Below are 26,649 nucleotides of genomic sequence, written 5' to 3' on the forward strand. Positions count from 1 at the left end.
CGCGGGGCAAGAACCCCTCGCCAGCGGCGTCGGTCATCCGTCTGCGCGAGCGAGCGCCGGCGCTTTGGAACCGCGTGGCATCGCCGCGCCGGTCGGCGTACTCGTCCCGTTCGCTGCGGGTGTGCCCTCGGGCGCGGCGGTGCCGTTCAGCCCCGGCGTGAGCGTTCCGTTCGGCGCAGCCGTCCCGTTGCCCGGGGTCGCGGTGCCGTTGGGCGGCGTCCCCGGCGGCGTCACCGCGCCCGGCGTCGGCGTCGGGGTGGGCGTCGGTGTCGCGGTCGGCGTCGGCGAGGGCGTCGGGTCCGCGGGCCGGCGGTCGAGGACGAGCCGGTCGCCGTCCGAGCCGTTCCAGACGACGTAGAGCTGCTCGTAGACCGCGCCGGGGACTCGACACTCGCTGCCGCGGGTGACGTTCTCGACGGGCGTCGCACAGGTCCCGTCCTCGGCGTCGGCGAAGGTGCCGAGCGACCCGCGCGTCGCCGACTCGACGGAGACGTGCGAGCCGTTGAGGCGGTCGCCGCCGTAGTGGGTGACCACCACGTCCGTCCCGTCGGCCTCGAAGACGAAACTCGCCCGCGGGCGGTCCGGGTCGGTCGGCCCGCCCGAGATGGACGTGACCACCGACATCGCCAGCAGTACCGCCGCCAGCGCCATCGCCAGGAGGATGACGTTCTCCGAGACCGCGCGACCGCCCCAGCGTCCGTTCACACACTCCCGTTTCCGTCCTCCCCAATAGAGTTACTGGCCGAGGGGTACGACAAAACATCCGAGAGTGTCTCATAGGGGAGACCGGTGCGGGCGCGAGAACTGCCGGGACAGCGACGACCGCACCGACCACTGCTCGACTCGCGGCCGCGAACAGCGTGAAAGCCCCCGGCCGCTCCGGCCGAGGGCCTCGCTGTCACCGAAAATCGGAGATTTTCGAGATGACGAGAGAGCAAGCTCTCTCGAACCACGCGCTTCACTCGCTTCGCTCGTTCCAGTGCTTGCGTCGTCCGTCTTCCCGGAGCGGCCGGCCCCTTTCATTCCCGCCCGTATCGGCTGATCGGCCAGTCTGTGTGGGTGGGAATGAAAGGGGCGACGCGCTCGACGACGGCGGACGAAGCAAGCACCGCAGGCCGAAGGCCGAGGAGCGCAGCGAGGCCCCCAAGTCGAGCGAGTCGGGGCTTTCACGCTGTCTGCGGCCGCGGTTCTCTGTTCGCCTTTCCCTGCAACCGAGGACGTGCCACTGATCGCGCAGTTATCGTACCCGGTTCCGCAGTAACGCGCACCCGTCGCTCCCGTCGAAGTACGCCGATAAAAGCCTCGAGGTGCGACGGGGTGGCCAATCCCCGTCGCGAGTCGCCCGCTCGTTCGTGTACGGTGCCAATATTCCGGGAGTTCACGACGCTGGTTCACGTCGGGAGCCCCGTATGGCTCCACCTGCATGTTATTGCCACACATACTTAGTCGTTCCCCCTCCGGTACGGTTTGCAGGCGTCGGGGTCGGTCCGCCTGTCGACCAGTTCGCTCGCGTGATACGACTCGCGGCAGCTCCGGCAGTAGGCGCTCGGGATTGTCGCGGCGGGTCTCAGCGCCGTGTGGCCGTTCGGGCAGGCCACCCGGTAGGGCTCCGCGAGCAGTTCGGCCAGCTCGTCAGGGGCCACCATCCGTCGCCTCCGCGAGCGCGCCCGTCCGTTCGTGGTCGCCGATGCAGCCACACCGCGGGCACGGGACCGCTCCGACGGCCCCGACGCCGAACTCTAACCCGCAGGCGCGACACCGATAGACCACCCGCGAATCCGGTCGCGGCGCGTCAGCCATCGCGTCCCCCACGGTCGTTCGCTGAGGATGGTTTCTCGTCGGAGGTCCCGCTCGCCACTCCGTCATCCCCCGACCGCCGGTCGCCCGTCTCGGCGATCCGCCGGCAGTACGCCGCGGCGGCGTCGGCCGCGGTGTCGCCGTGGCCCTCCGCGGCGACGCCTGTCTGGGTCGCCCGCCAGCCGCCGCCGCACTCCTCCAGCACGATGGTCGTCCAGCGCCGCCGGTGCCAGGGCGCGTCCTCGTCGTCCGATCCCTCGGTCGGCGCCGGCCGACGGTCGCCCGCCGCGCCGTCGCCTGCCGTGCCGTCGTCCGCGTACTCGCTCGCCGTCACACCTCCGACCAGCGCCCCCTGTCCAAAAGCCGTTAGCCGCACCTCCGGAGTGAAAGTGAACGCCGAATTTCGGGGGTGATCGCCGCGCCGTCCCGCGGGTGAAAGTGGTTTTTCGGCCGTGAAAGTAGTCGGCAGCGAACCGGTAGGTATCCGTCGGTCGCTCGAACGCCGATAGCGACTCCAGTCGCCCCTCTACAGCGCCTTCATGGCGTAGTAGAACCGCTGGAGCGCCGTGAAGTGGCCGACGACGGCGAAGAAGACGAGCAGCCAGCCCACCACCGTGAGCCCCGAGAACGGCTGGGTGACGAAGGCGGCGACGGCGCCGACGGCGACGACCAGCGCCAGGCGGTCGGCGCGGCCGACGAGCCCGCCGTAGACCCGGTCGAGGCCGACCGCCTGGGCCTGCGTCCCGAGATAGGAGGTCATCAGGACGCCGGTGACGGCCGCCAGCCCCAGCGCGTAGGCCTCGATGCCGGCGGCCAGTCCGGATATCATCGCGATGTCGGCGTAGCGGTCGAGGACGTGGTCGAGCAGGTCGCCCGCGTCGCTGCCGGTGCCGGTCTCGCGGGCGAGCTCGCCGTCGACGAGGTCGAGCCAGCCGTTGAGCGCCACCGCGACGGCGCCGCCGAGGTAGATGAGGGGGTCGCGGCGCGGCGCGACGGCGAAGGCGGCACCGCCGACGAGCGCCAGCGCGAGGGCGAGCGCGCTCACCCCGTTGGGCGTCAGACCGACGCGCTTCGCGAGGGTGACCGACGGCGCGATGGCGCCTTTCACCGCGGGGCGGAACCGGTCCAGCGTCATCTGGGTCCGGTCATAGATAGTCGAGGAACGAAACTGTACCGGCCTGGGGCTCGCGCTCGCCGGCCACCACGGCCCCGATCGCCGCCGCGACTTCGTCGGGCTCGCGCTCCGTCGCGTCGACCTCGTAGACGCTCCCCTCGCCGTGGCGCTCGACGGCTTCGGTGAGGATCACGTCCAGCGCCTCCGACTCGGCGTTCTCCTCGGCCTTGGCGTCCGACTCACCGCGGTCGACGAGCCGACGCTCAAGCTCCTCGGGGTGGGTCCGGAGAACGACCACGCGGTCGGCGTCGAAGTGGTGGGCCAGATGGGACTCGAACAGCACGTCGTCGCGGCCGTCGAGGTACTCTGCGACGGCGTCGATGTCCGCGACCGCCGAATCCCGCTCGTCGTCGTGCTCGACGACGAACTCCTCCTCGTGGATCACCTCGTTGAGGTGGAGTATCTCCAGATCGCTGTCGAGACGCTCCACGGCGGTCGTCTTCCCGGTGCCGGGCGTGCCGGTGACGGCGACGCGCATCAGGCGGAGACCTCCGCGACGATCTCGTTGATCGTCTCGACGGCGCGTCGGGTCTCCTCCTCGGTCCCGCAAGTGATCCGGACGCACTCGGGGAGGCCGAAACTGGTGCAGTCGCGGACGATGACGCCCTCGCGCTGGGCGGCGTCGGCGACCGCGCTCGCGTCGCCGACCTCGACGAGGACGAAGTTGCCGCCGCTCTCCCAGGTCTTCGCGTCCAGGTGCTCGTGCATGTACTCGCGGGCCCACTTCGCCGTCTCGACGGTCTTCTCGACGTGGTCGTCGTCGTCGAGCGCGGCGAGGCCGGCGCGGCAGGTGAGTTCGGTCACGCCGAAGGGGGTGTTCACGCGAGCGTAGGCGTCGGCCCACTCGGCGGGCGCGACGGCGTAGCCCAGCCGCATCCCCGCCAGTCCGTAGGCCTTCGAGAAGGTGCGGATGACGGCCACGTCCTCGCGCTCCTCGACGAGGTCGATCGCCGAGGGCGAGTCCGTGAACTCGGTGTAGGCCTCGTCGTAGACGACGAGCGTCTCCTCGTCGGTCTCCTCGGCGACCGTCCGCACGTCGTCCAGGCTCATCTCCGAGCCGGTCGGGTTGTGCGGGCTGGTGACGTAGACGATCCGGTGTCCGTCGTACGCCGAGAGGACGGTCTCGGGCGTCTGTGCGAAGTCCTCGGCCTTCTCCAGGCGGTACTCGTCGACCTCGCCGTGGTGGTAGCGGGCCGACATCGGGTAGTAGGCGAACCCCGGCGTCGGGACGAGAACCCGGTCGCCCGGTTCGATGAACGCCCGGGCGAGGTTGTCCAGCGCGGTGTCGCCGCTGGGGGTCAGCCAGATCTGCTCGGGGGCCAGGTCGTGACGGTCGGCGACCTTCTCGGTGAGGTCGGTGTGGGCCGACTTGGGATACGTGGAGACGCGGTCGGCGTGCTCGCGGACGGCCTCGACCGCCTTCGGGCTCGCGCCGAAGGGGTTCTCGTTCGAGGAGAGCTTGACGAGGTCGTCGGGGTCGAGCCCGAGTTCGCGGGCCACCTCCTCGATGCCCCTCCCGGCGCGGTAGACGGTGTGGTCGGAGAGGTCCCGTGGTTCCATACCGGAACGAACGCCGGCCGCGTCTTAAGCGTGCTCGTCGCGCGTCGCGGCCCGCCCGCTCGGTCGGCCCCGGGTCGGCTCGACCGGGCCGCGCCGGACCGACCGCGCCCCGGTCGAGTTTCGAATTTGATACGCCGGGGGAAACGGCTAACACGTCGGTCCGGAAACGGAGTGGCAGATGCCGATCCTGATCGACATCCGGAAGCTCCGGATCATCAACCGTCTGATCAAAGACGGCGCCGGCAACGTCGCCGCCGCGCTGGAGACGATGGCCGGCGTGGAGTCGACGGTGAAGATCAAGAGCCTCGCGTTCGTCGACCCGTCGGACATCCCCGACGAGATCGGCCCGGCCTCCCGGTACAGCGCCCAGGTTCGACTCCGCGAGCCGCCCTACGGCACGTTCTTCCTCACGTTCGCGGACGCGACCGCGGACGAACTCGCGGGTCTGCTGACGGGCGTCGACCCGGCCGACGGGTTCAACGAGATGCACGAGAGCGCGCTCCAGGAGATCTGCAACATCATGACCTCGGGGTTCATCGACGGGATCGCCAACACGCTCGGGACGACCATCGATATCGGGACGCCCGACGTCTACCGCGGGACCGGTGCGGAGATCGCCGAGAAGTCGCTCTCACACGTCCACACCGACTCGCTGTCGATCGTCCTCGACGCGGTGGTCGACATGGCCGAACGCGACACCGACTTCGAGGTCCGGATCTTCCTCGTCCCCGACCCCGGCGCGTTCGTCAACCTCATCGACAAGATCGAACTCGACGAACTCTCCCCCGCCGTCGACGGGAAGTACGTCGACGAGCTCGAGACGAGCGATCTGTAGGCCGACGGGGCGTTTCCCTGCGGCGGGTCGCCCGCCGGGACGACATCGGACGGCCGGACCGGACTTGGGTACGTTCAAGTGAGTCGCGTCCTCCGGGACGCACATGTCAGCGCTGGACACGGCGATGTACGTCCTGCACCTTGTCTTCGGCGGGGTGTGGACCGGCAGCGTCGTCTTCGTCACCTTCGGTGTCCTGCCCACCGCGCAGGACGGCACCGCCAACGCCGAACCGCTCCGGGCCATCGTCGAGCGACTGCGGTGGGTCTCGCGAGCGAGCGCGCTCGTGTTGCTCGCCTCCGGCGGTCACATGGCCGGCACCCTCTATACCGTCGAACGGCTGACCGGCCAGCCCCGCGGCCACCTCGTCCTCACGATGGTCGCGCTGTGGTTCGTCCTCGCCGGCCTCGTCGAGGTCGGGTCGAGCAAGCTCGCCGACGGCTTCGGCCGGAAGAAGGTCCGCCAGCCGGCCCGGGAAGTCCGTCCGTTCTTCCTCGCCGCCTCGGTCGTCGCCGCCCTGCTACTGGTCGTCGGCGGCGTCCTCGCCTCCGGGTTCGTCTCGGTCGAGTCGCTGCTCTGACCGCCGCTGGCGCTCCGGTCTCCGGTGCGGAGCGTTTAATCGTCCCGGCCGACTACTCGGAGTGCGTGCCTTTAGTCCCCGCCCGAGCGCACCCAGACGGGAGCGATGACCGCGCGGCGAACCCGGGCACGCGACACCGAGTGGCGCCGTAAGCGCCGACCGCCCGGCACGAGGGTTTCCCGGCTGACCCGGCACGCCGCCAGGGATGATGTCGGTCGTTAGTGTTCCGGGCGACACCGTCACGACGGACAGCGACAGCGCCGTCGCGAGTGGCCTACCGTTAAGACGGGGGGTTTCGAACACCGGCACCATGCCAGTCGACCCGCAGACCGCGGCGATAGCGGTCGTCTCGCTGCTCGGGGCGAGCGCCGTCGCGGTCGTCACGCGCCGCCACTACGAGCCGCCGCCGCGGGACGGCGAGGACGAACCCCCCGAGCCGGTGTTCGAGACGGTCGTGTTCTTCGCGCTGGCCGCGGGGCTGTTCGCCGGGCTCGGCTACGCCATCGCGACGGTCGGCCGCTGGGGGACGCTGGGTCGGATCGGGACGCTGCTGCTCTCGCTCGTCGGGCTCTACTCGGCGTACGCGACCTACACCGGCCGAGTCGCCGACGACGCCGACCCGGCGAGCGCGCTCATGGGCATCGTCAGCGCGACGGTACTCGGCGTGTATCCACCGCTGTTTTTCGCGCTCTCGGCGCTGTGAAACGGCCGTCGGTCAGAGCAGCGCGAGCACGGCCGACGTGGCGTTCTGCGGGTCGGGGATCTGGTCGCCGAACGCGACCACGACGTAGAGGAGGGTGAACAGCGTCGCGTTGTAGATCCCGTGGATCAGCGACGGGACGACGATGTTGTCCGTGAGTTCGTACGCCGCGCCGAAGACGAGCGAGGGGCCGACGAGGATGCCCAGCGCGACGAAGTTGCCCGCCGCCGAGCCGCCGGTCAGCGCGAACCAGTGGAGGCCGGCGAAGACGGAGCTGGCGAGGAGGATGCCGGCGACCGGACCGAGCACCTCGCGGAGTCGCCCCTGGACGACGCCGCGGAAGAGCAACTCCTCGCCCGGGCCGATGATCAGGATCGACGCGGGGATCAGTATCAGCAGGACTTCGGGGTTCTCCATCCCGATCTCGGCGGCCTGGTTGGTTCCGGTGTCGACCTGGAGGAGGGTGACGAGGATCGACCCGGCGAAAGCGCCGCCGAGTGCGAGGACGTAGCCGCCGACGACGACGGCGACCGCGCGCAGGTCCGGGAGGTCGGCGTCGATGTCGAACGGGCCGGGGACGCCCTCGAACCCGAGGAGCGACCTGATCTTCGGCCCGACGGTCGGGCGGAGTTCGAGGTACGCGAACGCGACGCCGGCGCAGCCCACGCCCTGGACGAAGACGAGGCTCAGGACGATCACCGCCGCCGGCGAGATCTCGATACCCAGACCGAAAGTCAGTACGGCGGCCGCGAGGGAGGCGAGGACGAACCCGACCGCCAGGCCGCCGCCGCCGAGGCCGAGGGCGGAGACCAGCGCGACGACTGTTCGAAGCGGAGACCGGTCACTCGTTGCCATTCTCGTCCGTCCGTACGCCCGTCCGCGCCAAAAGCGATCCCCTCCCGCGGACGGCCCCACGTCGACCGACGACCGGCCGACGGCTCGCAGTTCACAGGCGTATAAGGACATCTTACGACTTTCCAGGCGTCGATACCCGTTTCAGGGCAAGCTATATGTGAACGTCTACCACACGATAGGATACGATGGTAGAATGTGACCACTGCGGCGACGACGTATTCCGAGCGTGGCGGCGACGCGAGCGGACGGAGACGATGACTCACCGGACGGTCGCGTGGGTCTGCGAGGACTGTCACCCCGAACTGGGCGAAACCGGTCGGACGAGCGCGCCGGAGCGCCGCGCGGTGGCCGACGGGGGTCGACGGACCGAGTCGTAGCGCTCCGGTGTCCCGGGCGCGAGTGGGGGTTCGCACTCGCGGAATTTCGGGTCGTCACCCGTGTCTCCGGTAGCAACTTACTTGTAGGTGAAGCCGAAAGAACGGGGCGAAACGGTCACTGGGTGCATGAACAGGACGTTCTACGGCGTCCTCGGGGTGGGACCCGACGCCGACGAGGAGGCGATCCGCGCTGCCTACCGCGAGCGCGTCAAGGAGCACCACCCGGACGTGAGCTCGGAGCCCGACGCGGCCGACCGGTTCAAGCGGTTGACCGCCGCGAAGGAGACGCTCCTCGACGCGGCCGAGCGCGCCAGGTACGACCGTCTCGGCCATCGAGCGTACGTCAGTTCTCACGCCGACTCGACGCTCTGGGCGACCGAGTCGTCGCCGGACTCGAGTGCGTCGTCGGCCCACGGATCGACGACCGGGGCGGCTGACTCCCGCGGCGGGGCGGGCGACGCCGACGACGCCGACGACGCGGCGGCCGGCCGGCGTCGTACTCGCGACTCGGGTGTCGGTCGGCGTCGGACCCGCGACGGGACCGACCGGTCGTCCCGGGGATCGAGCGGGACCTGGGCCGGACGAACGGAGGCGAACCGTCGGTCGTCGTCGGACCGCGGGAGTCGACGGGGAACGGGCGGGCGGACGCGGACCGACGGCGCGCGCCGGTCGAAGTCCTCCCGGTCGACGGGTTCGGGCGTCGGTCCCGGGTCGTCGGATTCGACCGGACCCGGCGACAGCGAAGCGCCGAACGGCGGTGAACGATCGGCGAGTGGCGAACCGTCGAACGGCGACGGAGCACCGAGCGGTGACGACACCGAGACGGGCGGTTCCGGCGCGACGGCGTCTGAGACGGCGAAGAGCGGGACGGAATCGGGGAGGGCGAAGAGCGGGACAGCGAGGGCGGGCGTAGCGGATCGGGGGACGGACTCCGGGGGCCGACGGCGTCGCCGCGCGAGCGGCGGGACGGCGACCGACGGGACGCGGCGCGGGCGGTCGTCAGGCTCGTACGCCACGACCAGTTTCTGGGGGGTCACCGAGGACCGCCCGAGCCCCGGACGGTCGTCGCGGTCGGTGACCCGGCGCGCGCTCGCCGCGCTCCGCCGGCTCGGGCCGTGGGTCCTGGTTCACGCTCTGTTCCTCTCGCTGGCGGTCGGGACCGGCTGGTACGTCTACACCGTCGTCCTGCCGCCGGCCGAGCGGTCGGTCGCGTTGCTGTTCGTACTGATCGGCGAAGTGGGGGTCGCGGTGGTTCTGTCGTCGTTGCACATACTCTCGCGGCTCTACCGATAGCGGACGCTGGGTGGCTCTGCGCGCGGTCCGAGCTTCAAACGGATTTTTGTCTTTTGCGAAAACCCATTATGGTCGGCCATCTGTGCTAGGGCAATGGGTCGTCTGCTGCCGTTCAAGTCGGAGCCGACGCGGACGCCCGACGAGCCGCGAGTCCTCGACCTCGACGACGAGGCGACCGAGGAGGCGCTGTCCGCGCTCTCGTCGGACACCGCGCGGAAGATCCTGGCGACGCTGTACGAGGAACCGAAGACGCCGCCGGAGATCCGTGACGAGGTGGGCACGTCGCTTCAGAACGTCCATTACCACGTCGAGCGCCTGGAGGACGCCGAGCTGATCCAGCCCGCCGGCGAGGGCTACTCCGAGAAGGGCACGGAGATGACCATCTACGCGCCGGCCAGCGAGGCGCTCGTCCTCTTCGCCGGCCGGGAACACGACCGCTCGCGGCTGAAGACCGCGCTGACGCGCCTGCTCGGCTCCGTCGGGCTCCTCGCCGTCGCGAGCCTCGCGGTTCGACGGCTGTTCGGCGAGTCCGGCGCGAGCCTCGGCGACTACGGCGTCTCGTTCGGGATGGGCTCGCAGTCCGGCGGCGAGCGCGGCGCTGGCGACGGCGGCGACGGCGGTGGCAGCGACGGTGCGAGCGGTGGTGACGGCGGTGACGGCGCCTCGGGCGGCGACGGCGGCGGTCCGGAACCGGGAGACGACGCGGTGACGTCGACGACCGAGGGCGGCGACATCGGTATCTTCGGCGGCGAGGACACGGCGACGGACGCCGGTGGGGGAACCGCGAGCCCGACGCCCGACCCTGCGACCGCGACGCAGTCGACGCCGGCCGCGACGGAGGTGCCGTCCGCCACGCCGACGCCCGCGGGCACTCCGTCACCGACGCCTGCTGGCACACCTTCTCCGACACCCGCCGGGACGCCCACGCCCGCAGCGACGCCGTCGGCCACGCCCGCTCCGACGGCCACGCCGACGGCGACGACGACGCCCACCGCGACGCAGACGGCGACGCCCCAGCCGACCCCCACGACGACGGAGCCGCCCTCGCCGACGCCGACCGAGACGGGCATGGACTCGGGGACGATCACCCTCGACACCGCCACGCAGGTCCCGGCGGAGACGGTCGACGGCGCCCGTCAGGTCGCCGGGAGCGGCGACGCGCTACTGGCCGACCCCGCGGTCGCCTTCTTCCTCGGCGGGCTGTTCATGCTCCTCGTCGTCACCGCCTGGTGGTACGTCCAAGGGTGACGGCGCGACGCGGTTCGACCGGTCGGTCGCTCCCGGCGACCGCTTCGGCGGCACCGGTCAGCGGTACCGGCCGGCCGCGATAGCAAGTCGTATGGGCCAGTCGCGGCAAGGGCTCGGTATGAACGTGCGACGAGTGGACGCGCTGGACCCCGAAGAGCGGGCCGCGCTGTTCGACCGCGACGCGGGGGTCGACGCCGTCCGCGACGACGCTCGCGACATCGTCGACCGCGTGCGGTCGGAGGGCGACGCCGCGCTCCGGGAGCTCTCGCGGGAGATCGACGGCGTCGAGGTCGGCAACATCGACGTGACCGACCGCGTCGAGCGCGCGACCGAAGCGATCGACGACGAGACCCGCGCGGCCATCGAGGACGCGGCGGCCAACATCCGCGAGTTCCACGAGCGACAGCTGCCCGAGGACTGGACGGAGGAGTTCGACGGCCGCGAGCTCGGCCGGCGCTTCCGGCCGCTCGACACCGTCGGCGTCTACGCCCCCGGCGGGACGGCGGCGTACCCCTCCAGCGTGCTGATGGGCGTGATCCCGGCGGTCGTCGCGGGCGTCGAGCACGTCGCCGTCGCGACGCCGCCCGCCGAGGAGATCAACCCGGTGACGCTGGCGGCCGTCGATATCGCCGGCGCCGACGCGGTCTATCAGGTCGGCGGCGCCCAGGCCGTCGCCGCGCTCGCCTACGGGACCGAGACGATAAACGCCGTCCAGAAGGTCGTCGGCCCCGGCAACCAGTGGGTCACCGCCGCCAAGGCCGAGGTCCGCGGCGACGTGGAGATCGACTTCCTCGCGGGGCCGAGCGAGGTGCTCGTCGTCGCCGACGAGACGGCCGACCCGTCGCTCGTGGCGGCGGATCTCGTCGCGCAGGCCGAACACGGGGAGACGAGCTCCGTCGTCGCCGTCACCGACGACGAGGCGACCGCCGACGCCGTCGCCGCGGCCGTCGACGACCACGCGAGCGGTCGGGACCGCGAGGAGACGATCCGCGCGGCGCTCGACCGGGACGCCAGCGGCGTCTTCCTCGCGCGGTCGATGCCCGAGGCGGTGCTGTTCGCCGAGGAGTACGCGCCCGAGCACCTCTCGATCCAGGCCGACGACGCCGAGGCGCTGCTCGACCGCATCCCCAGCGCCGGCAGCGCCTTCCTCGGCCCCTACAGCCCGGTCGCGGCCGGCGACTACGCCACGGGGACCAACCACGTCCTCCCGACCAACGGCAAGGCCCGCGTGACCGGCGGGCTCTCCGTCGACACCTTCCTGCGGTCGACGACCGTCCAGCGTCTCTCCGAGGACTCCCTGGGCGACCTGCGCGACACCGTCACGACGCTCGCGAACGCCGAGGGACTGGAGGCTCACGCCCACAGCGTCGACGCGCGCTTCGAAGCCGACGACGCCGGGGAGTAACGTCCGGCTACCGGCGACCCCGCGGGCGCGTCGCCGACGCGGGTCGTCAGGTCTTTCTGCGATAGCGCCGTTCGGTCGTGCATGACAGCAGACGTGCGCTATCGCCCGGCGAACGTCGGCGACGTGGCCGGCATCCAGCGGGTCGCCGACGACGCGTGGCACGCCGCCTACGACGACATCCTCGGCGAGGAGACGGTCGAGACGATGCTCGACGAGTGGTACGAGGACGAGGCCATCGAGGCCGGCGTCGAACACGAGGCCCAGGACTTCTTCGTCGCCGCCGTCGACGGCGAGGTCGTCGGCTACGCCCACGCCGGTCCGCACCCGCCGCGGCGGGTCCACCAGGTGTACCGGCTCTACGTCGACCCCGACCACTGGCGCGAGGGGGTCGCCCGGAACCTCCTCGCGGAGGTCGAGCAGGCGCTGTACGACCGCGACGTGACCGCCTACGAGGCGGAGGTGCTGGCCGACAACGACCGCGGCATCGCCTTCTACGAGGCCATCGGCTTCGAGCGCGTCGACGAACAGGAGACCGACTTCGAGGGCACGGTCGCGACCGAGTACGTCTTCCAGAAGCGGCTGTAGCCCGCCGGACCGTTCGGCGGTCGGGCCGACCCGGCGCCCGCGGTTCGCTCGCCGTCAGGGTTAACACGTTCGGGACGGAACCTATGCCCATGAGTTCCACGACGGAGGCCGACCCCGACCCGGGCGAGGAGGGCATCGAGGTCACGGAGGCGGCCGCCGAGGAGGCCGTCTCGCTGCTGGAGGACGAGGACATGGACACCGACGTGTCCGGGCTGCGACTGTTCGTCCAACAGGGCGGCTGCGCGGGGCTGTCCTACGGGATGCGCTTCGAGTTCGAGCCCGACGACGACGACACCGTCCACGAACACCACGGGCTGCGCGTGTTCGTCGACCCGGCGAGCATCGACTACGTCGAGGGGTCGGTGCTGGACTTCGAGGGCGGACTACAGGGCGAGGGGTTCCACGTCCAGAACCCCAACGTCGTCAGCGAGTGCGGCTGCGGCGAGAGCTTCCGGACCTAGTCCTCCAGCTCGAACGCCACCTCGACCTCGGCCTGGTACTCCCGGTCCTCGACGCTGGCGACTTCGACGCCCATCTCCTCGACTTCGATCCATTTCACGTTCTGGAGCGTCGCTTCGGCGCGGTCGACGGCGTCGTCGACCGCCTCGTCGAAGCTCTCGGTGCTGGTTCCGATCAGCGTTATCTTCTTGAAAACCATCGCAGTGTGCGATACGGTCGCCCGGTACAAAAGGTTCGGCCGGGTGACAGAGCCGCGCGAGTCGCGCGGACGGTCGCGGAGGCGGTCGATCCCGTTCGAGGTCAGGCCGCCCTGCGGTCGAGTCGGTCCTGGATGTACTCGGAGATCCCGTTGAGGTGGGCGGTCCCCCAGGTCGCGACGACGACGGCGCCGAGCGTGTTGTAGACGAGGTCCCACAGCGAGTCCTCCAGCCCGTACTGGGTGAGGACGGATTCGGTCCCAAGCAGGGCGGCGGCCTGGCCGATACCGAACTCGAGGATCTCCCAGAAGACGCCGTACGCGAGGGTGAACAGGAGGATGAAGACGAAGATGAACCGGGGCGGGAGGCTGACGTTGTCGGAGTGCTCGTCGAGCGCGCGGACGGTCGCGTAGCCGACGCCCGCGATGACGGACGACGACAGCGCGTGGGTCATGTGGTCCCACCAGGGGATCGAGACGTAGAAGCTCTCCCCGCCGGTGCCGATCGTCCCGAAGGCGTGGAGGAAGACGGCGCTGGTGATCCACAGCGTCAGCCCGGCGTCGAGCGGGACGCCGTAGTCCCGTTCGAGGACCGGGACGAGCTGGGCGATGAGCAGCGCCACGCCGGCGTTGGCGATGATCTTGACGTTCACCTTCCAGACGCCGTAGAGGAAGACGCCGAGCATGATCAGCTCCATCAGCCAGGTGAGCTGGCGCTGGCGGCGCGTCGAGATGCCGAGGCGGTCGCGGATCCTCATACTGCGCCCCCCTCAATCCGGTCGACGACAGTCGCCCGCCGCCGGACGTACACCTGGAAGACGAGGCCGGCGACGAGGCCGGCGATGCCCGACGCGACGAACTCGACCATGAGTTCGTGTTCGATCTGGTCGAAGTCGGCGTCGCTGAGCACGCCGTCGGGACCGGGGTCGAGCAGCAGCGTCGTCCCGAGGTGAACGTCCGACCCCCAGCGAGCCAGCGCCCACAGGCCCGCCGCGGCCAGCGTCGTGACGACGACGAACAGGACAGCGAAGCCGATACTCATCTCGACGGGCGTGAACAGGTGGAGGTTCACGGCCACCAGCAGCGCGAACGCGGCGATCGACAGGTAGACCGCCACGGTGCTGGTCACCTGAACGGTCGCGACCGCGCGGCCTACGACCGGGAGGCCGGCCAGGAGGACGACCTCCGCGGGCGCCATCGCCCGCGGGTTAGCCCGCACCAGCGCGGGCAGCGCCACGACGAGGCCGACGATCGCGGCGAACGCCGCCCACAGGAAATCACCGCCCAACGCGCTCTCGACGGTCACTAACCCGAACACGCCGACCAGCGCCCACCCGACGCCCGCGTTGACGCGGGTGTCGGTCAGCAGTTCGCCGAGGTCCCTCTGTGCCATCTCTATTGCCTGATGCGACTCCACCATTGAAACGCTGACGGCTCTCTCGGGTCAGAAATGACGGGATAACGACGTTTCGGTGGCCCGTCAGGCCGCGTTGCGGTGGCAGGCGACCTCGTACTCCCCGTCCTCGTCGACGCCCATGATCGCCCACTCGTAGTCCGGGTCGGCGGCTTCGAGACGCCGCTCAAGCTCCGATACGTCCTCGGACCAGGCGACGAAACACCGGTACTCGCCCGAGTCGGGCGTCTCGTCGAACTCCTCGGCCGGTGTGACGTGGACGCTCCGCCACTTCCGCTCGGCGAGGTACTCGCCGCCGCTGTCGGTCACCGTGTATCCGAGGTCTGCGAAGATCGACCGGGCCTTCTCGTCGAGGTGCTTGGTAACAGCCCTCATTCGTGTCACGATACCGCGGGACCCGGTATAAATGTTCCTACGGTTCACGGGATCCGAGGGGGTGGACACGTCCCTATCGGCCGGTAGCGGCGTATTACGGGGGGTCGGCGATCCGCCGGACGCGAGACGCACGCGTCCGCGGGAGTCCGCCGGTCGGCGTCACTCGTGGGCCGCGTCCCACTCGTCGGGTTTCTTGAGGTTGCCGCAGTCGTTGCACTTGATCCGTCCCATCGAGTCCATCGCGGTGCGGAAGGAGTCGCAGTTGCCGCAGAAGTAGCCCCAGCGGCGCTCCCGGTCGGGCGTCCGGTAGACGACGAAGAAGGGGCCCTCCGCCCCGCGCTCGGCGTCCTCGGTGTCGACGTACAGCGTCTCCGCGTCGGGACCGGTCTTCGTCTCCATGTGCGGAGAGAGGGCCACGCGGCCCAAAGTCCTTCCGTCCGTGGCAGGAGCGACCGAGCGGCGGGCGGACCCGCCGTCGCTCGCGCCGTGCTGGCCGGCGCGTGATCGGCCGACCCGCCACCGAAGACGATATGCCCCGCGGAGACCACGATCCGACGGATGTCGCCCCGCCTCCTCCACTACTCCGACGTCGAGAACGCCTACGACACGCCCGAGCGGGTCGCCCGCGTCGCCGGCCTGCTCGCCGACCGGCGCGGCCCCGACGCGCTCGTGGCGGGCTCGGGCGACGACACGGGCCCCGGCGTCCTCTCGCTGGTCACCGACGGACGCCAGTCGCTGGAGTTCTTCGAGGCGGTCGATCCCCACGTCGAGACGGTCGGCAACCACGATTTCGACCACGGCTTCGACGCACTCCGGAGTATCGTCGCGGACTCCCCCCAGCAGTGGACGCTCGCGAACGTCGCCCTCGACGGCGAGCGTTTCGGCGCCGAGGTGGGCATCAAGTCAGGCGTCCTCGTCGATCTGGCCGACGCGACGGTCGGTGTCGTCGGCGTGCTCGACCCCGCCACGACGGAGATGACGCCCGGCACCGACGCGCTGGACTTCGAAGACCCGGTCGACGCGGTGGCCCGAACGGAGCCTCGACTCCGCGAGGCGGGCGCCGACCGCGTCGTCGCGCTCGCGCACACGAACGACGACGACGCCCGCGCGATCGCCGCCGATACCGGGGTCGACGCCGTGCTCGCCGGCCACTCGCACCACCAGCACGCGACCGCTATCGACGGCACACCGTTCACCCGCCCGGGCGCGACCGGGGGATACGTCTACGAGGTCGACCTCGACACCGGCGACGTGACCTGCCACGACACCGCGACGGCCGAGCCCGACCCCGCCGTCGCGGCCGCGCTCCGCGAGCGGGTCGCGGCGAACGACCTCGACGAGGTGGTCGCCCACGTCGAGGAGCCGCTCTCGCGGGACCGCGAGCGCCGGCTCGGCGGCGAGTGGCGGCTGGGCAACTTCGTCGCCGACGCCTACCGCTGGAAGACCGGCGCCGACGTGGCGCTCCAGAACGGCGGCGGGATCCGGGAGGGACCGCCCCTCTCGGGCGACGTGACCGTCGCCGACCTGATCAGCGTCAGCCCGTTCGAGGAGCCGGTCGTCGTCGCCTCGGTCACCGGGCGGGAGCTCCGGTCGGTCGTCGCCGAGGCCGACGGCCGCGCCGTCGACGGGCTGAACGACTACTGGTACGGCCACGTCAGCGGCATGCGCGTCGCCGCCGAGAACGGCGGCTACGAACCGTACGTCGGCGGCGACCCCGTCGAGCCCGACGAGCGCTACACCGTCGCGGTCCCGAACTACGTTCTGATCACCGACCTGGAGTTCCCGACGCTGACGGAGGCGCACGCGGTCGAGCGCTACGACCTCCAGTACGAGGTCGTCGTCGAGTACGCCCGCGAGTCCGGGGTCGACCCGCGGCTGGAGGGGCGGATCCCCGACGCGGTCGCCGCGGAGTGAGCGGCGGCCCGCGACCGACCGGCCCACACCGACACCACGGGACCGCCGGCTCGGCGAGCCCAATGGAAAGCTTCAGGCGGTGGGGCCGAGAACCTTCCTGCGATGACGCAGGTCGTCGTCCCGGTCCGCTACCCGCTCTCGGAACACTCCAGGGCGACGCTCGCCCGGGCCATCGAGATCGTCGAGGAGCGCGGCGGCCAGCTCACCGTGCTCCACGTCAACCAGTACCAGGACAACCACCAGCCCACCCGGCGCGACCTGAAAGACGCCGTCGAGCGCGAGTTCGGCCGGGTGCCCGACACCCGCTACGTCGTCCGCCAGGGGCTGCTCGTCGAGGAGACGCTGCTCGACGAGATCGTCGCCGAGAACGCCGACATCGTCGTCATCGGCAAGAAACAGGCCGGCCGCTGGCGCCGGATGATCCGCCGACTGGTCGACGACCCCGACATCGAGACGTTCCTGCGCGAGGAACTGGACTGCGACGTGGTCACCGCCGAGCGCTGACGGACGGACGCGCAACCTTTCTCACGGTCACCCGTCTCCGGCTCCGTCACCGTCACCGTCGGTAGTCGACTCGTCCGGTCGGTCGGTCGGGTCCCCCGGCGGTCGCTGGCCGGTCGGCCGGTCGGCGACGCCGACCTGCATCTCGCCGCTCGTCTCGTCGAAGACGTGGTGCTGGTGGGGGTAGGCGATCTCCACGCCCTCGTCGGTGATCGCCTCGTCGAAGCTAGTCTGGATACGCGAGCGGATCCGCAACAGCCAGTAGGGTTCCTCGACCCAGTAGCGCAGCCGGAGGTTGATCCCGTGGTCGCCGAACTCGTCGATGTAGCAGGTCGGCCCGGCCGGGTAGCGGGCGGCGCCGACGCGGATCTGCGGGCCGCCGCTCACGACGCCGTCGACGTTCCGGGCCGCGTCCTCGACCAGTTGCCGCGCGCGCGCCACGTCGCTCTCGTAGGTGACCAGCACGTCGAGCGACTGCCGGGTCCGGGTGTCCTCGGCGGAGTAGTTGATCACGTCGCGCTCGCGCATCGTCCCGTTCGGGATGACGATGAAGGTGTTGTCGAGCGTGAAAACCTTGGTGTACCGGAGCGTGATGTCCTCGACGAACCCCCGCTGGTTGCGGTCGGCGAGTTCGATCATGTCGCCGATCTCGTAGGGCTGGTCGGCCAGCAGGAAGACGCCGCCGATGACGCTCCCGACGATCGGCGCGAGGATGACACCGATCACCGCCGAGAAGACGGCGACCGACAGCGTCAGGTCGGACAGTTCGTAGCCGTAGATGCCCATGATCGTCAGTACCGCGAACAGGAAGACGATCCCCCGGATCCCGCGGAGGGCCGTCCGGGTGAGGCTCGGCCGGCGGAACCGACGGGCGATCCGCCGACCGAGCAGCCTGACGAGCAACTGCGAGAGGAGGTACGCGAGCGCGACGACGACCAGCGACTGGACGAGCTGGATCACCGGCGTCGGCGTGATGTCGAGGATCTGCACTATCCAGTCGGGGAGCCACGAGAGAGCCGTCTCGGTGCCGGGGACGCTCGCGTTCCCGGCGGTCGCCGTGCCGCCGGGCGTCGCGGTCCCGTCCGAGGGCGTCGCCGTCTGGCCGACGGCGACCGACAGCGCCCGCGCCCACTGGAGCATGGCATGGTGTCCACCGTAGCCGGCAAAAAGGGTTGTGTCACAGGCAGCCCGGGCGTCGACGCGGCCGAGGACGGAAAACCGACTTGTGACTCGTGGCCGTAGCGCCCGTATGGAGCCACAGTCGACGGCGAACCCGACGTTCGAGATCCACGACACGGGCGACACCGGGGGCGAGGCGCTGATAGCCGGGTTCTCGGAGTTCGGTCTCGCCGGTCTGACCGCGGTGGACTATCTGGTCCAGCAACTGGGCCTCGAACCCGTGGGGCACGTGACCGCGCCGGACCTGCCGACGATCACGCCCTTCGACGAGGGGGCGCCGCGCCACCCGGTCCGGCTGTTCTCCGCGGACTCCGTCCCGGTCGTCGTACTCGTGAGCGAACTGTTCGTCCCGGCGACGGGGGCCCGGTCGTTCAGCGACGCGCTCCTCTCGTGGACCGCCGACGCGGACATCTCCGAGACGGTCGTCCTCTCGGGCGTCCAGATGCCCCACGCGGAGGAGGACCACCGCACGTTCTACGTCGCGACCGACGATTACCGGCGGGCACGGCTCGAAGACGCCGACGTGCCGCCGATGGCGACCGGGTTCACCGACGGCGTCAAGGCGAGCGTGCTCGCCCGCGGGATCGATTCGCCGCTGCGAGCGTGCGTCTACGCCACTCCTGCCCACGCGCAACCGCAGGCGCCCGACGCCGAGGCGGCCCTGCGGCTCGTCGAGACGGTCGACGACGTGTACGACCTCGGCGTCGACACCGGGCCCATGGAGTCGTTCGCCTCCGACATCCAGCGCCACTACCAGGACCTGGCGGAGCGCATCGAGCAGGCTCGCGAGGAGCAACAGCCGGAGGACCGCATGTACATGTAGGCGGTCGCCTCCCGGGTCTCCGGGCCTCGATTACTCGGTGTCACCGCCGGTGCCGGCCATCGGCGACGCGCCGGCGACGATCGCGCCCGCGGCCAGGATGGCCGCCGAGAGCGCGACGAAGTCTCCGCCCGGCGAGTAGCCCGCCAGTCCCGCTCCGACGTCGACGATGAACACCGTGACGAAGAAGCTGAGGATGGCGAACACCAGCAGTACGAGCGACGCGACGATACTCCCGACGAGCGCTCCGAACGAATCCAGAATTCCCATCGAAGTTGTCTCCACGTGCCGTTCAGCTACCAGCTACTAATGGGTTGGGTCACACCGGCGGTGACTCAGAACTCGTGGACCCGCTCGTCGGTGATCGCGGCGTCGAGCAGGCGCGTGGGCGTCGCGTCGTAGGCGGGGTTCTCGACGGCGAACCCGTCGGCGGGCTCGCGGATGACTTCGCTGACCGAGCGGTGTTCGTTCTCGAAGGCGAACCCGCCGGTGACGACCTTCGCCTCGGCGCCGACGACGCGGACGGGCACCCCCACGTCGCTCGCGGTCGCGGCCAGCGGGTAGGTGCCGATACGGTTGTAGAGGGTGTCCTCGACGATGCAGTCCATCCCGACGACGACCTGGTCGATCTCCGGGAGGAAGTGGCCGGCAGCGCCATCGACGATCAGGTGCGCGTCGACGCCGTCGAGCTCGGCCAGGGTGCGGACCATCTTCCGCCCGAGGTAGCGCGGTCGGGCCTCGGTGCAGTACACCTCGAGTTCGGCGCCCGCGTCGACAGTCCGCTCGATGGCTTCGAGGACGGTCGATGAGTAGTCGTGGGTCAGCAGCGTCGTCCCGTCTTCGAGGTACTCGACGGCCCGCTCGGCGGCCCGTTCCTTGGCGGACTCGACGCGGTCGACGACCGACTCGACGGCGTCGTGGGTGGTCTCCTTCGCCGATTCGACGGAGTCGGCGTCGGCGTCCTCGACGGTCGAGAGGATCTCCCGCTGGGTGGTCTGCAGGGAGGCGTGAGAGGGGTTGGCCCGGCGGAGCGCGTGGCTGTTGCGTTCGAGCGTCCGGACGTACTCCTCGACGGTCGGATACTCCCGCTCGGTGAGCGCGAGCAGCGCCTCGGCCGCCTTCACCGCGACGACGGACGAACTGTGCGTCTGCATGTCCGCTATCTCCTCGACCGTCTCGTCTATCATGCTAGAACCGTCGCCGCTCGCGCTCAAAGGCTTTCCCCCTGCCGATCGCGGCAGGCCGACCGCCCCCCTCGATCGCGCCCGGTCGGCCGCTTCCCGACCGCGACTCCGCCGCCCGGTTCTATCGATTCTGATACTCTCGCCGAAGGTGTTTTCCTCCCGGCTCGCGCTTTCGGGAGTACATGACCGGTGGCGACGGGCGACGCGAGCGGGCCGACCGCGGTAGCCGCGGGGAGAGCGACCGCGGCGTCTCGGAGTTCGCCGGCGTCGCGATCCTGGTCGCCATCACGCTGCTCGTGACCGGCTCGGTCGGGCTGTTCGTCCTCGTCGACCCCGGTTCGGAGAACCCGGGGGCGAACGCGAACTTCTCGTTCCAGTACCTCGATAGCGCGTCGGTCCTCATCGTCACCCACGAGCGGGGCGACAACTTCACCGCGGGCAACATCACGTTCCGGAGCAGCCGGACGGCGGTGCGGTGGAGCGCGCTCGCCAACTCGCCGGAAAACAGCACGGTCTCCCCGGGGTCGACCGTCCAGCTCAGCCGGCGCAACGCGTACGGCAGCCCGGTCTCTCCGGGCGACCGGATCGCCGTCGTCCACGCGCCGCCCGCGGGCAACGAGACGGTCCTCGACAACTGGAACGGCACCGCCTGACCCGACCGCGGATTCAACCCTCGGACCCGCTCTCTCGCTCTCTACCCCTTGATGTTGCAGACCGGGAAGGTGCGCGCGACGCGGTCGCCGATACCGAGCGCGTCCGAGACGCGGACGACCTCGTCGACGTCCTTGTAGACGCCTGGCGCCTCCTCGGCGACCGTCGCGCCACTCTGGGCCTTGACGTAGACCTGTTGGCCCTCGCGCAGGTCGTCCTGCACGTCCCCGCCCCAGAACTCCTGTTTGGCCTGCGTCCGGCTCATCAGTCGGCCCGCGCCGTGAGCGGTCGACCCGAACGTCTCCGTCAGCGACTCCTCGCCGCCGCGCAGGACGTAACTCCCCGCGCCCATGCTTCCCGGGATCAGGATCGGCTGGCCCACGTCGCGGTAGGCCGGCGGCACCTCGGGCCGACCCGCCGGGAACGCCCGCGTCGCGCCCTTCCGGTGGACGTACACCTCGCGCTCCTCCCCGTCCTCGACCTCGTGAGTCTCCTTCTTCGCGATGTTGTGGGCCACGTCGTACAGCAGGTCCATCTCCATGGCCTCCCACGAGCGGTCGAACACCTTCTCGAAGACCTCGCGAGTGCGGTGCATGATGAGCTGGCGGTTCACCCACGCGAAGTTGATCGCCGCGCACATCGCGCCGTAGTAGTCCTCGGCCAGCTGCGAGCCGGCGGGCGCCGCCGCCAGCTCCTTGTCGGGCAACTGCGAGAGCAGCCCGCTGTGGGCCTGTTCGATCTCGCGCAGGTAGTCGGTACACACCTGGTGGCCCAGCCCCCGAGAGCCGCAGTGGATCAGCACGACGATCTGGTCGGGTTCCAGCCCGAAGTCCGCGGCCACGTCCTCGCGGTACACGTCCGTCACGCGCTGGACTTCGAGGAAGTGGTTGCCGCTGCCGAGGCTGCCGACCTGGTTCTTCCCGCGGTCCTTGGCCTTCTGGGAGACCTTGCTCGGGTCCGAGTCCGGCCGGACGCCCTCGTCCTCGCAGTGTTCGAGGTCCTCGGGCACCGCGAAGCCTTCCTCCAGCGCCCACTCCATCCCGCGGTCGAGGATGGCCTCCACGTCGTCCATCGACCCCTCGTAGACGCCGCCGCCGCCCAGCCCCGACGGCACGTTCGCGAACAGCGCGTCGACGAGTTCCTCCTCGCGACCCCGCAGGTCGTCGTAGGTGAGGTTCGTCGTCATCATGCGGACGCCGCAGTTGATGTCGTAGCCCACCGCTCCCGGCGAGATACAGCCGTTCTCCGCGTCGATGCCGGCGACGCCGCCGACGGGGAAGCCGTAGCCCTGATGGCCGTCGGGCATGCAGACGGCGTACTTGCGGACGCCCGGCAGATGCGTCGCGTTCTTGAGCTGCTGGAGCGTCTTGTCCTCGCTGATCTCGTCTAACAGTTCCTCGCTGGCGAGGACGCGCGCGGGGACGTTCATGTCGCCCTCCTGTGGGATCTCCCAGACGTAGTCCCTGACCTTCTCCAGGGTGATGCCGTCGGCGTCGTACGTGGTCATACCTGTGTGTGGGCCGGGCGCGCCGAAAGCGGTTTCGCTGTCGAGTGAATCGACGTTCTGTTCGATGTGCGAGTTGAGTAGTAGTTTCGGGCGAGTATGTCGTGAAACGAAAGCGACCGCCAGCGACCGCACTCGACGGGAACCGCACGCGATGAAAGCCCTCGCCGCGCTCGCTAGCTGGGGTGACGACTGTACTCGGCAGAGACAACAAGCGATGAAAGCCCTCGCCGCGCTCGCTAGCTGGAGTGACGACTGTACTCGGCAGAGACAACAAGCGATGAAAGCCCTCGCCGCGCTCGCTAGCTGGAGTGACGACTGTACTCGGCAGAGACAGCAAGCGATGAAAGCCCTCGCCGCGCTCGCGGTCGCTGAGCGGGATATCCGCGCTCTCGGCACCGCCCGCGCGGATAGTGCCCGCTCAGGCGACTATCGGCGCGAGCGCGCCTCGCCCTTTCAGTCCGCCAGGACCGCACAGCGACCGCAGACAGCCACGAGCCTCCCCAGCCGATTCGCGACACACGAGTCGCGAATCCCTCGCGCGATGTCGTCGCGGCACGGAGGCCGCGACAGCGCGCGCCGACCGCACCGGGTAGTGTTTAGTTAGCAGCATTGTGCCAGCGAGCGAAACTCTGCAACCAATTTTCAGCTGTTTTCGGTTCAACGTGGCTGAAGCAGTTTGAAAATGAGGAGGTTCGGCGCTTGAGCTCTCGAAAGATCCGTTCGACAGCGTTCCGATTTCCGTGGCGACGCATCTGAAATCGGAGTCCAGCTCGTTGCAGTGCGGTTTGGAGGTGTTGAGCCCCATCAACGAGAAAGACCGCAGTTTCGACATCGTGTTTTTGACGCAGTTCGCGCAGGAAGATCTCGGTCAGAGCGGTCGTCGTCGTTGAAAAGAGGCGGACGTGAAGCAGTTCATTCGTCGCTGGATCAGCGGCGGCGTACAGCCAGAACTGCTGATCGTTGATCCGAATCACCGTCTCGTCAAGCGCGACTTGATTCGGAGATCGACCAGATTCGGGCTGTAGATCGGCTTTCTGCACCCAATCGTGGACTGCCTTCCGACTGCGTTGGACACCCAGACAGTCGAGCAATTCGACGGTATTCGACAGCGACAGTCCCGCAACGTGCGATTGAATACCGAGCGCCATCGCCGGCTCGGGTGTCCGCTCGCGCTCCACAAAATCCAAATCTATCCAGTCTCTATGACCGGTGAGGCGGGCGATTTCTGGCATAGGCACCAAGAAATCACACCGCCTCACCTTTCACGCTTAACTAAACACGACCCCGCACCGCTACCTAAACTACTTGTTCCGAACACTCCACAGCGACTCAATCAGCCGTCGGAACGGCGTCGCGCTCGCGCTCGCGGTCCTCGGAGGCGCTCAGCCAGGCGTCGAGCGAGAGGGGGCCGCCGCCGAGCGTGAAGATGGCCGAGATCATGCCGAACAGCGTGATGTGGGCGAGCACGGGGTCGTCGGGCAGACCGAACAGGGTCATGACGAGCATGGTGAACGCGACGGCGGCGGCGCCACGGGTGTAGTAGCCGACGACCAGCAACAGGCCGACGCCGATCTCGGTGAGGCCGGCGCCGAGCACCCACAGGCCGGGGTCGACGGGCACGACGCTGGTCAGGTCGTACCTGTAGACCACCTGGACTGCGCGGGAGGGGTTGGCGAGCTTCTCGACGAGCCCGAGGTAGGCGAACGCGAGGCCGACACCCACTCTGAGAACGGTCGCGACGTAGCGCTCGTAGGGGCCGTTCAGCCGGGCGAAGCGCTCCGCGACGCCGCCGACGGGGTCGATCCGGCCGTAGTAGGTCCCGGCGGTGCCCGCGACCACGCTCAGCATGTGGTCGGCGCTGGGCCGTCCGCCGCCGACGAGAGCGATGGCGACGAACCCGGGGACGTACTCGATCGCCAGGACGAGTTCGGGGTTGAACGCGAAGGCGCCGAGATACGTCAGGAGGCCGGCGACGGCGACCGCCCGCGTCCCCAGCCCGAACAGGAGGAGGAAGCCGATCCCGACCTGAAGCAGTCGAGCCTGGACCTCGAGGGCCGGGCTGAAGAGATAGCCTGTGAACCCGGCGCCGACGAGCGGCAGACCGAGACTCAGCCGCAGCATCCACGGGACGTACTCCCGGTAGGATGCGAGCGCGGTCCGCAGCGCCTCGATGTCGGGGACCGTCGGCCGCACGAAGAACAGCGCCGTCAGGAGTCCGACCACGCCGACCGTTCCGCCCGCGACGAGCGCGAGGTTCAGCGGCTCGGAGAGCACCTCGACGGCGAACTCGACCGCGTCCCGCGTCGCCGTCGGCGCGTCGGTGACGTAGTCGACGTGCGCGCTCGCTCGACCGACGAACGCAGCGAGCGCGGACCCGACCAGAAGCAGACTCAGACCCGGCCTGACACCCGGTTTGCGCATGCCCGACGGTTGGTATCGGTCGGGGATAAATGGCATCTTCTCGTTCCCGGACGGCCCGAGAGCGCGCGACTCACACGTCGAAGACGACGTAGGCGTGCCAACCGTCGGCCGTCTCCGAGAGGTCCATCTCGGAGTAGGTGACCGCCTTCAGGTCCCGCGCCTCGACGCTGTCGAGGGGAATTCCGCGGGCGGACCCCGAGAGGGTCCACTCGCCGCTTCCGTCGTCGGACTGCGGGGCGGATACCGCGGCCTCGTTGTCGACCGGGAGGACGCCGCGCACGTCGCGCTCGTAGATGAGCTCGTCGAGGTAGTCGAACAGCAGCGGTTCGCGCCCCTCGGCGGCGACGGACAGCTCGAAGCGCTCGCCGCCCTCGGCCGGGATCTCGTCGCACATGGCCGCGGCCATGCCGTCGGCGACGGCGCCGAAGACGGTGTCGAGCGACTCGCCGGTGGCCTCGACGGCCACGTCGGCGGTGTGCTCGCGCAGCGCGAAGCTCACGCGTCACCACCCGCGGGGTCGCCGACGGCCGGGTCGCCGTCGTCCGCCGTCTCGTCGGCCGGCGGCTCGTCGTCCGGTGCCCCGTCGGCCGCTTCGGGGTCGCCCGCGGTCTCGGCCGCTTCGCCGCTCTGTTCGAGCATGTAGTGGCGGACGGCCTCCTCGTCGTCGACCTCGGACTCGTCGATGTCGGGGTGGATCGCGGCGAACTCCCGGCGGGCCTGCGCCCGGAGGTCGTCGGCCGCGTCGCCGGTCATGTCGCTCAGGTCGTCGACGGTGCGGGTGCCCCACGCGCTCAGGTCGTCGACGCCGTCGCGGGCCTGCTGGCGGATCGTCGCCAGGTCGACCAGTTCCTCGGGCGGGTCGTCGTCGCCCCGCTCGCCGGTCGCGACGCCGCTGGTGACGATCGAGCGGATGCCTTCCTCCACCGTGAGGTCCACGTCGTACACCCGATCGGAAGAGACGTGGACGACGTACCCGCCCATCACGGGATTCGGGGCCAGCGGCATGAACAGCGTCGTCACGTCGTCGTGGCCGGTGGTCTCGCCGATGGTCGGCGGCGACTCGGCGGTGACGAAGGCGATGGAGTACGACCCCTCGCGGGGGAACTCGACGAGTTTCACCTCGCGGAAGCTCTCGGCGTCGTTCGACATGAGGAGCTCGGTCATCTCGTTGAAGCTCGTGTAGAGGGAGCCGATGCCCGGGATACGGGCCATCAGCGTGTCGAACACGCGCTCGAAGCCGTTGCCCGACCGGGCTTCCGCGACGAGCCCGATGACGAATATCAGCGTGACGAACGTCAGGACCGCGAGCAGTTCCATCACGAGCGGCGAGAGGTCCGAGCCGATCCCGTAGGTCTCGCTGAGGAAGGCGACGACCGGGCTGATCGCCTGGAGGATGAAGTTGACGACGAACGCGAGGATCATCACCGTGATCAGGATGGGGATGGTCAGCGCCGCGCCGGTGATGAACACCTGCCGGACCGTCTCCGAGAACGTCGTCCCCGACCCGCCGACGTCGGGGGCCAGCCCGGACGAGAGCAACACCATACTTCCAACTGCGTGGGATCTACCGAAAGGTTTGCGGCCGCAGACTGCCCGACGCCCGCGTCGACGCCGATGGAATT

Annotated in this window: 34 protein-coding genes; 13 read left to right on the top strand and 21 right to left on the bottom strand. The window is 69.8% G+C overall.

Going from position 1 to position 26,649, the window contains the following annotated elements:
- Positions 1-33: 33 nt before the first annotated feature.
- From HZS54_RS18310 to hisC, 7 genes are all read right to left on the bottom strand, one after another.
- On the bottom strand, positions 34-705 hold the full coding sequence (locus HZS54_RS18310; protein ID WP_179917544.1) for a hypothetical protein: 672 nt from the start codon (positions 703-705) through the stop codon (positions 34-36).
- A gap of 737 nt (positions 706-1,442) precedes the next feature.
- The gene (locus tag HZS54_RS18315) at positions 1,443-1,646 is read right to left on the bottom strand and encodes a hypothetical protein (protein WP_179918512.1); all 204 of its coding nucleotides are present in this window, start codon (positions 1,644-1,646) and stop codon (positions 1,443-1,445) included.
- Positions 1,633-1,800: a hypothetical protein gene (locus HZS54_RS18320; RefSeq protein WP_179918513.1), complete on the bottom strand. Its 168-nt coding sequence runs from the start codon at positions 1,798-1,800 to the stop codon at positions 1,633-1,635. Before HZS54_RS18320 ends, HZS54_RS18315 begins: the two co-directional genes overlap by 14 nt.
- The gene (locus HZS54_RS18325; RefSeq protein WP_179918514.1) at positions 1,793-2,131 is read right to left on the bottom strand and encodes a hypothetical protein; all 339 of its coding nucleotides are present in this window, start codon (positions 2,129-2,131) and stop codon (positions 1,793-1,795) included. The genes HZS54_RS18320 and HZS54_RS18325 overlap by 8 nt, the downstream gene beginning before the upstream one ends.
- A 192-nt stretch (positions 2,132-2,323) precedes the next feature.
- On the bottom strand, positions 2,324-2,932 hold the full coding sequence (locus HZS54_RS18330) for a CDP-alcohol phosphatidyltransferase family protein (RefSeq protein WP_179918515.1): 609 nt from the start codon (positions 2,930-2,932) through the stop codon (positions 2,324-2,326).
- Positions 2,933-2,942: 10 nt separating this feature from the next.
- The gene (locus HZS54_RS18335; protein ID WP_179918516.1) at positions 2,943-3,449 is read right to left on the bottom strand and encodes an adenylate kinase family protein; all 507 of its coding nucleotides are present in this window, start codon (positions 3,447-3,449) and stop codon (positions 2,943-2,945) included.
- Positions 3,449-4,531: a histidinol-phosphate transaminase gene (gene hisC, locus HZS54_RS18340; protein ID WP_179918517.1), complete on the bottom strand. Its 1,083-nt coding sequence runs from the start codon at positions 4,529-4,531 to the stop codon at positions 3,449-3,451. Before hisC ends, HZS54_RS18335 begins: the two co-directional genes overlap by 1 nt.
- 178 nt (positions 4,532-4,709) lie before the next feature.
- On the opposite strand from hisC, the gene HZS54_RS18345 reads away from it, so the two are divergent.
- The 3 genes from HZS54_RS18345 to HZS54_RS18355 all read left to right on the top strand — a co-directional run bounded on the left by HZS54_RS18345 (position 4,710) and on the right by HZS54_RS18355 (position 6,646).
- Positions 4,710-5,366, top strand: coding sequence for a chemotaxis protein CheC (locus HZS54_RS18345; RefSeq protein WP_179918518.1), 657 nt, complete (start codon positions 4,710-4,712; stop codon positions 5,364-5,366).
- 103 nt (positions 5,367-5,469) lie between these two features.
- On the top strand, positions 5,470-5,943 hold the full coding sequence (locus tag HZS54_RS18350; protein ID WP_179918519.1) for a CopD family protein: 474 nt from the start codon (positions 5,470-5,472) through the stop codon (positions 5,941-5,943).
- 310 nt (positions 5,944-6,253) lie between these two features.
- A complete protein-coding gene (locus tag HZS54_RS18355; protein WP_179918520.1) occupies positions 6,254-6,646 on the top strand; it encodes a hypothetical protein in 393 nt (130 codons plus the stop codon).
- Between the two features lie 12 nt (positions 6,647-6,658).
- On the opposite strand, the gene HZS54_RS18360 is transcribed toward HZS54_RS18355, so the two are convergent.
- Complete coding sequence (locus HZS54_RS18360) at positions 6,659-7,498, bottom strand: CPBP family intramembrane glutamic endopeptidase (protein ID WP_179918521.1); 840 nt, start codon at positions 7,496-7,498, stop codon at positions 6,659-6,661.
- A 185-nt stretch (positions 7,499-7,683) separates the two neighbouring features.
- Between HZS54_RS18360 and HZS54_RS18365 the strand changes: the two genes are divergently transcribed.
- From HZS54_RS18365 to HZS54_RS18390, 6 genes are all read left to right on the top strand, one after another.
- Positions 7,684-7,875, top strand: a complete 192-nt coding sequence (locus tag HZS54_RS18365; protein ID WP_179908459.1) for a hypothetical protein — start codon at positions 7,684-7,686, stop codon at positions 7,873-7,875.
- Positions 7,876-8,001: 126 nt separating this feature from the next.
- Positions 8,002-9,168 (top strand): J domain-containing protein, encoded by a 1,167-nt coding sequence (locus tag HZS54_RS26095; RefSeq protein ID WP_218927084.1) that lies wholly within the window; start codon positions 8,002-8,004, stop codon positions 9,166-9,168.
- 93 nt (positions 9,169-9,261) lie between these two features.
- The gene (locus tag HZS54_RS18375; RefSeq protein WP_179918522.1) at positions 9,262-10,416 is read left to right on the top strand and encodes an ArsR/SmtB family transcription factor; all 1,155 of its coding nucleotides are present in this window, start codon (positions 9,262-9,264) and stop codon (positions 10,414-10,416) included.
- Positions 10,417-10,534: 118 nt separating this feature from the next.
- Complete coding sequence (gene hisD, locus HZS54_RS18380) at positions 10,535-11,821, top strand: histidinol dehydrogenase (RefSeq protein ID WP_179918523.1); 1,287 nt, start codon at positions 10,535-10,537, stop codon at positions 11,819-11,821.
- A gap of 81 nt (positions 11,822-11,902) precedes the next feature.
- On the top strand, positions 11,903-12,406 hold the full coding sequence (locus HZS54_RS18385; protein WP_179918524.1) for a GNAT family N-acetyltransferase: 504 nt from the start codon (positions 11,903-11,905) through the stop codon (positions 12,404-12,406).
- Between the two features lie 89 nt (positions 12,407-12,495).
- Positions 12,496-12,867: a HesB/IscA family protein gene (locus HZS54_RS18390; protein WP_179918525.1), complete on the top strand. Its 372-nt coding sequence runs from the start codon at positions 12,496-12,498 to the stop codon at positions 12,865-12,867.
- Here HZS54_RS18390 and HZS54_RS18395 read toward each other — a convergent pair.
- The 5 genes from HZS54_RS18395 to HZS54_RS18415 form a co-directional block, all read right to left on the bottom strand.
- On the bottom strand, positions 12,864-13,064 hold the full coding sequence (locus HZS54_RS18395; protein WP_179908464.1) for a dodecin: 201 nt from the start codon (positions 13,062-13,064) through the stop codon (positions 12,864-12,866). The genes HZS54_RS18390 and HZS54_RS18395 overlap by 4 nt on opposite strands.
- A 101-nt stretch (positions 13,065-13,165) precedes the next feature.
- Positions 13,166-13,819, bottom strand: a complete 654-nt coding sequence (locus tag HZS54_RS18400; RefSeq protein WP_179918526.1) for a DUF2238 domain-containing protein — start codon at positions 13,817-13,819, stop codon at positions 13,166-13,168.
- On the bottom strand, positions 13,816-14,454 hold the full coding sequence (locus HZS54_RS18405; RefSeq protein ID WP_179918527.1) for a hypothetical protein: 639 nt from the start codon (positions 14,452-14,454) through the stop codon (positions 13,816-13,818). The genes HZS54_RS18400 and HZS54_RS18405 overlap by 4 nt, the downstream gene beginning before the upstream one ends.
- 87 nt (positions 14,455-14,541) lie before the next feature.
- Positions 14,542-14,850: a DUF7116 family protein gene (locus tag HZS54_RS18410; RefSeq protein WP_179918528.1), complete on the bottom strand. Its 309-nt coding sequence runs from the start codon at positions 14,848-14,850 to the stop codon at positions 14,542-14,544.
- 159 nt (positions 14,851-15,009) lie between these two features.
- Entirely contained in the window at positions 15,010-15,249 is a 240-nt protein-coding gene (locus HZS54_RS18415) for a DUF5816 domain-containing protein (protein WP_135363358.1), read from the bottom strand.
- Between the two features lie 159 nt (positions 15,250-15,408).
- Here HZS54_RS18415 and HZS54_RS18420 point away from each other — a divergent pair, with 159 nt between their 5' ends.
- Entirely contained in the window at positions 15,409-16,764 is a 1,356-nt protein-coding gene (locus HZS54_RS18420; protein WP_179918529.1) for a bifunctional metallophosphatase/5'-nucleotidase, read from the top strand.
- 102 nt (positions 16,765-16,866) lie between these two features.
- Positions 16,867-17,268, top strand: a complete 402-nt coding sequence (locus HZS54_RS18425) for a universal stress protein (protein WP_179918530.1) — start codon at positions 16,867-16,869, stop codon at positions 17,266-17,268.
- Positions 17,269-17,295: 27 nt separating this feature from the next.
- On the opposite strand, the gene HZS54_RS18430 is transcribed toward HZS54_RS18425, so the two are convergent.
- Complete coding sequence (locus HZS54_RS18430) at positions 17,296-18,405, bottom strand: mechanosensitive ion channel family protein (protein ID WP_179918531.1); 1,110 nt, start codon at positions 18,403-18,405, stop codon at positions 17,296-17,298.
- Positions 18,406-18,514: 109 nt separating this feature from the next.
- On the opposite strand from HZS54_RS18430, the gene HZS54_RS18435 reads away from it, so the two are divergent.
- Complete coding sequence (locus tag HZS54_RS18435) at positions 18,515-19,267, top strand: proteasome assembly chaperone family protein (protein WP_179918532.1); 753 nt, start codon at positions 18,515-18,517, stop codon at positions 19,265-19,267.
- Between the two features lie 30 nt (positions 19,268-19,297).
- Here the strand turns inward: HZS54_RS18435 and HZS54_RS18440 are convergent, their stop codons facing one another.
- On the bottom strand, positions 19,298-19,534 hold the full coding sequence (locus HZS54_RS18440) for a hypothetical protein (RefSeq protein WP_179918533.1): 237 nt from the start codon (positions 19,532-19,534) through the stop codon (positions 19,298-19,300).
- A gap of 65 nt (positions 19,535-19,599) precedes the next feature.
- Positions 19,600-20,451 carry an eIF2B alpha/beta/delta subunit family protein gene (locus HZS54_RS18445; protein ID WP_179918534.1) on the bottom strand — a complete coding sequence of 284 codons (852 nt, stop codon included), beginning with the start codon at positions 20,449-20,451 and terminating at the stop codon, positions 19,600-19,602.
- A gap of 179 nt (positions 20,452-20,630) precedes the next feature.
- On the opposite strand from HZS54_RS18445, the gene HZS54_RS18450 reads away from it, so the two are divergent.
- The gene (locus HZS54_RS18450) at positions 20,631-21,101 is read left to right on the top strand and encodes a type IV pilin domain-containing protein (protein WP_179918535.1); all 471 of its coding nucleotides are present in this window, start codon (positions 20,631-20,633) and stop codon (positions 21,099-21,101) included.
- Positions 21,102-21,142: 41 nt separating this feature from the next.
- Here the strand turns inward: HZS54_RS18450 and HZS54_RS18455 are convergent, their stop codons facing one another.
- The 5 genes from HZS54_RS18455 to HZS54_RS18475 all read right to left on the bottom strand — a co-directional run bounded on the left by HZS54_RS18455 (position 21,143) and on the right by HZS54_RS18475 (position 26,572).
- On the bottom strand, positions 21,143-22,606 hold the full coding sequence (locus HZS54_RS18455; RefSeq protein WP_179918536.1) for an RtcB family protein: 1,464 nt from the start codon (positions 22,604-22,606) through the stop codon (positions 21,143-21,145).
- A 596-nt stretch (positions 22,607-23,202) separates the two neighbouring features.
- Positions 23,203-23,838 carry an IS6 family transposase gene (locus tag HZS54_RS18460; RefSeq protein ID WP_179918090.1) on the bottom strand — a complete coding sequence of 212 codons (636 nt, stop codon included), beginning with the start codon at positions 23,836-23,838 and terminating at the stop codon, positions 23,203-23,205.
- A 97-nt stretch (positions 23,839-23,935) separates the two neighbouring features.
- Positions 23,936-25,027, bottom strand: a complete 1,092-nt coding sequence (locus HZS54_RS18465; RefSeq protein WP_179918537.1) for a DoxX family protein — start codon at positions 25,025-25,027, stop codon at positions 23,936-23,938.
- Between the two features lie 70 nt (positions 25,028-25,097).
- On the bottom strand, positions 25,098-25,526 hold the full coding sequence (locus HZS54_RS18470) for an archease (protein ID WP_179918538.1): 429 nt from the start codon (positions 25,524-25,526) through the stop codon (positions 25,098-25,100).
- Positions 25,523-26,572 carry a DUF502 domain-containing protein gene (locus HZS54_RS18475; protein WP_179918539.1) on the bottom strand — a complete coding sequence of 350 codons (1,050 nt, stop codon included), beginning with the start codon at positions 26,570-26,572 and terminating at the stop codon, positions 25,523-25,525. The genes HZS54_RS18470 and HZS54_RS18475 overlap by 4 nt, the downstream gene beginning before the upstream one ends.
- Positions 26,573-26,649: the final 77 nt, after the last annotated feature.

The organism is Halosimplex pelagicum (assembly GCF_013415905.1).
In the GTDB taxonomy this organism is placed as follows: Archaea; Halobacteriota; Halobacteria; order Halobacteriales; family Haloarculaceae; genus Halosimplex; species Halosimplex pelagicum.